The sequence below is a fragment of the Methylobacterium sp. WL116 genome (assembly GCF_008039455.1).
In the GTDB taxonomy this organism is placed as follows: domain Bacteria; phylum Pseudomonadota; class Alphaproteobacteria; order Rhizobiales; family Beijerinckiaceae; genus Methylobacterium.
Genome location: NZ_VRUV01000459.1, coordinates 1 through 3,657 on the forward strand (window position 1 = coordinate 1; position 3,657 = coordinate 3,657).

The window sequence follows — 3,657 nt, forward strand, 5'->3', positions numbered from 1 at the left end:
GTGCCGTCGCGGCGCAGGGCGACCGCGACGACGAGGCCGGCGAGGAAGACCTGCCGCAGCACGTCGACGGCGAGTTCGCGCCGGGCGAGCTCGGTGGCGCCGAGATAGGGCCGCCGCGCCGCGTCGAGGAACGGATCGATCCCGGCGAGCAGGTCGGCGCCGACCCGGACCGCGGCCAGCGACATCAGGCTCGCCGCCGCGAGGTAGAGCAGGAGCATCCCGGCCAGCACGACCAGGTTCACGCCGAGGCGGCCGGCCGCGACCCATCGCCGGTCCGGTTCGGACGGTGCGGCGGCTTCGATGGGCGGGACACCATGATCGGGCTTCAAAACCGCGGCGATCCCCACTATGTTCTTCTCACCGGTCGAAAGGCCGGAACGGCGACGAACGGTCTTCGCGACGCGCCGGTCACTTCGAACCTATCGGATCCGTTCCGTTCGCCGTAGCCCCCCGCCCTCGGACACGATGGCGCTGCCGGGCGGGACGGCCGGACGGGTCCGCCGGCGCGGTGGTCGGCAGCCTGACGCGGTTCCGCGCGTCGGCCGCTCGATACCCGGCCTCCGGCGACGGAAGCCGCCTTCCTTCCTCATCCGATTTGGTGCGCGTCCCGCGCGACAGGTCGTCGGGCAGACCGCACAGAGCGACCGCAGATGGCAGACGACCTGATCCGCTACGATCTCCTGGTTCAGGACGCCCTCCGCGGCGTCGTGCGCAAGGTGCTCACCGACGCCGCCCGCGAGGGCTTGGCGGGGGAGCACCACTTCTACGTCTCCTTCCGCACCGAAGCCCCGGGCGTGCGGATGTCCCAGGCCCTGCGCGAGAAGTACCCGCAGGACATGACGATCGTCCTGCAGCACCAGTTCTGGGACCTCGGCGTGACCGAGCACAGCTTCGAGGTCGGGCTGTCCTTCTCCGGCGTTCCCGAGCGGCTGCTGGTGCCGTTCGATGCGCTGTCGGGGTTCTTCGATCCGTCCGTGCAGTTCGGCCTGAAGTTCGACCTCAACGAGACGGCGGAGGCCTCCGGCGAGGAGCCCGCCCCGAGCAACGCGAAGGCCGGCCCGCGCGGCGCGGCCTCCGAGCCGACCGAGATGAAGCCAAAATCGGTGACGCCCGGCACCGGCCTGGCGGCGATCGGCAGCACCGCGCCGAAGACCATCCCCGCCCTCCCCGCCGCGCAGAACGGCGGCAAGGCGGACGAGAAGGAGCCGCGCGTCGCGGCCAAGGCGGCGAAGAAGGACGCCGACGGCAACGAGGCCAGCGCCGAGGTCGTCAGCCTCGACGCGTTCCGAAAGAAGAGCTGAGGCTCGACGCTTCGGGAGTCAGCCCTCGTCCGGAGGCGTCCGCGCGATCGGGCCTCGGACGGGGTGTCTGGAAAATCACGCGGCCTCCGGCGGGCGCCTTCGAGGCTTCCGCGTCCCCAAGGCCTCTCAAAATGCGGACCCGAACGGCAGGCCCCACGACCACGAAAAAAGGCCGGGGCCTGCTCGGCCCCGGCCTTTCCTCAGAGCGGCGACATCGATCCTTCGACCGACGTCCCGTTTTGTTGGTCGGAGTAGCAGGACTTGAACCTGCGACCCCCTGTCCCCCAGACAGGTGCGCTACCGGGCTGCGCTATACTCCGTCACGTCCGCTCTCGCGTCGGCATGCCGTTGGGCCGCCGACACCCCGAAGGGTCCGCGGGTCTTAGCTTTCCGCTCCGGGGCACGCAAGCCCCGTTCCGGCGCTTCGCCGAAACAGGGTGGGGTGTCACACCGATCCCGACGCCCCTTGCGCGAGGCGGGCCGGATCGGACACGAGACCGCGTGCGGTCTGGCGCAGCGAGGCGGGCGGTGGCGGTCTATTTCACGAGCGATACGCATTTCGGCGACCCGCGCATCCTGCGGCTCGACCGCCGGCCGTTTCCCGACCTCGCCGCGCACGATGCCGCGCTGATCGCGACGTGGAATCGCGTCGTCGCGCCCGACGACACCGTCTGGCATCTCGGAGACTTCGCCCTCGGGCCGCCGCGGGAGCGGGTCCACGCGATCCTCGCCGGCCTGAACGGAGAGAAGCACCTGATCGTCGGCAACAACGACGGGCCCGATACGCTCGATGCGCCGGGTTGGACCTCGATCGCGCATTATGCCGAGATCGCGGTGGACGGCCGCGGCCTAGTGCTGTGCCACTACGCCTTCCGCACCTGGAACGGCATCGGCCGCGGCGTTCTCAATCTGCACGGCCATTCGCACGGGCAGCTCCGTACCGCGCCCAAGCAGTACGACGTCGGCGTCGACGCGCAGGGCTTCGCGCCGGTCGACCTCGCCGCGATCCTGGTTTCGCGCCGCGGCCGCAGCGCAGCGAAAGCGGAACCATCGGCCTAGCTCCGCCGTTGAGCGCACGGAACCGGGGGTTGAACGACACCGGTCGAATACTTTGCCTCTTCCAGCGTACCGCTCGCGTGATTGTCTTCACGGTGGCCCATGACCCGAACCAAGACCACGATACTGGCCGCGTTCGGCCTCGTTCTCTGCCTCGGCCCGGCATTCGCCGCGCCCTCCTGCCTCGAAGGCCGCGCCAAGGTCGATGAGGCGTCCGCCCTCCGCTACCAGGCCCGTCAGGAGGCCCGCCTCGGCAACCACGATCGGGTCTGCGACACCCTCGACGAGATCGGGGACCGCTACAACGAGGCCCGCGACGCCTTCGAGGATTGCGGTGCCGGCGTCGTCGCGATCGAACTTCGCACCGAGCTGCGAAACCTTCGCATCGCCAAGCAAGTCAACCGCTGCGACTGACCGGGTGCGCGTTCGCACCGCAAAGCTTCTCCGTTCCGAGCATCGTCCCATCGAACGCGACGCAGCACGTCGCCGACAAGGCCAGCCGTCATGACCACCGAAACCCAGACCTTCACCGCCGCCACCGGCCCGTCCTTCGCCGCCGCCCTGTGCGGCTTCCTCAGCACCACGGCGGCCACGACGATCCTGATGTTCCTGCTGAGCAGCGTCTGAGCCGAGGCTCGCTAGCGAATGCGCACCGCCGGCCATCGCCGTTGGGTCAGGGCGCGACCGACCAGAACCGGCGCTTGTTGAACAGCATGTCCTGCGTCCCGATGGTCGGCCCCACCGCGGGCGGCGGCGGGCAGATCGGCTCCGGCCGCTGAGGAGCCGCCATCAGCGTGATCGGCGCGGCCGGAAACAGGCCGAGCCGCTGCTGGATCTCCGGGTTCCGCGCCGCCGCGATCGCCGCGATGCCGACGATCAGCGCCCCGGCCACGGCTCCCAGAACGAAGTTCATCATCCCATCAGCTTTCAGCGGTCAGGCCGGCCTGCCGCCCACGGCTCGCGTGTGATCGCGCAAGCCGGCGGCATTGCGGCGGACGACCCCAGCCCTCGATAGCGGCGAACGGTTTATGAGCCCCTAGTATCGGGGCGGGATGCCAGCAGCGACCGTCGGGCCTCTTCCGTCCGGCCCAGGGCCGCGCCATATTTGGCACATGGCAATTCCCAAGAAGCCCCGGCACGTGTCAGCGACCGGGAAGGCCGACCGGCCGGACGTGCAGCCGCTCGATCCGTTCCTGGCGCAGCTGCTGAGCCCCGCCCTCGCCCGCACGCCGCAGGTCAAATCCGAGCGGCCGGCCGAGCTGCCGCGGCCGGGCCAGCGCAAGCCGGCGAAGGCCAAGGC

The 3,657-nt window shown here is 70.2% G+C and carries 5 protein-coding genes, 1 tRNA gene and 1 pseudogene; 4 read left to right on the plus strand and 3 right to left on the minus strand.

The features are described from left to right. A pseudogene (locus FV223_RS22675) lies at nt 1-242 on the minus strand (CPBP family intramembrane glutamate endopeptidase); the annotation flags it as partial. 408 nt (nt 243-650) lie between these two features. Here FV223_RS22675 and FV223_RS22680 point away from each other — a divergent pair. After that, nucleotides 651-1,301 (plus strand): ClpXP protease specificity-enhancing factor SspB, encoded by a 651-nt coding sequence (locus FV223_RS22680; RefSeq protein WP_147729109.1) that lies wholly within the window; start codon nt 651-653, stop codon nt 1,299-1,301. 243 nt (nt 1,302-1,544) lie between these two features. On the opposite strand, the gene FV223_RS22685 is transcribed toward FV223_RS22680, so the two are convergent. After that, a tRNA-Pro gene (locus FV223_RS22685) sits at nt 1,545-1,621 on the minus strand. Between the two features lie 208 nt (nt 1,622-1,829). On the opposite strand from FV223_RS22685, the gene FV223_RS22690 reads away from it, so the two are divergent. The 3 genes from FV223_RS22690 to FV223_RS32460 all read left to right on the plus strand — a co-directional run bounded on the left by FV223_RS22690 (nt 1,830) and on the right by FV223_RS32460 (nt 2,984). Continuing rightward, the gene (locus tag FV223_RS22690; RefSeq protein WP_147729110.1) at nt 1,830-2,360 is read left to right on the plus strand and encodes a metallophosphoesterase; all 531 of its coding nucleotides are present in this window, start codon (nt 1,830-1,832) and stop codon (nt 2,358-2,360) included. A gap of 99 nt (nt 2,361-2,459) precedes the next feature. Beyond that, nucleotides 2,460-2,771 (plus strand): hypothetical protein, encoded by a 312-nt coding sequence (locus FV223_RS22695; RefSeq protein ID WP_147729111.1) that lies wholly within the window; start codon nt 2,460-2,462, stop codon nt 2,769-2,771. Between the two features lie 90 nt (nt 2,772-2,861). Continuing rightward, nucleotides 2,862-2,984: a hypothetical protein gene (locus FV223_RS32460; RefSeq protein WP_279596406.1), complete on the plus strand. Its 123-nt coding sequence runs from the start codon at nt 2,862-2,864 to the stop codon at nt 2,982-2,984. A 46-nt stretch (nt 2,985-3,030) separates the two neighbouring features. Here the strand turns inward: FV223_RS32460 and FV223_RS22700 are convergent, their stop codons facing one another. Beyond that, nucleotides 3,031-3,273 (minus strand): hypothetical protein, encoded by a 243-nt coding sequence (locus tag FV223_RS22700; protein ID WP_147729112.1) that lies wholly within the window; start codon nt 3,271-3,273, stop codon nt 3,031-3,033. Nucleotides 3,274-3,657 lie beyond the last annotated feature (384 nt).

Bases quoted from the DNA above. Each gene is read 5' to 3' on its own strand.
- FV223_RS22680 (WP_147729109.1), top strand. From the start codon at position 651: ATGGCAGACGACCTGATCCGCTACGATCTCCTGGTTCAGGACGCCCTC.
- FV223_RS22695 (WP_147729111.1), top strand. From the start codon at position 2,460: ATGACCCGAACCAAGACCACGATACTGGCCGCGTTCGGCCTCGTTCTC.
- FV223_RS32460 (WP_279596406.1), top strand. From the start codon at position 2,862: ATGACCACCGAAACCCAGACCTTCACCGCCGCCACCGGCCCGTCCTTC.
- FV223_RS22700 (WP_147729112.1), bottom strand. From the start codon at position 3,273: ATGATGAACTTCGTTCTGGGAGCCGTGGCCGGGGCGCTGATCGTCGGC.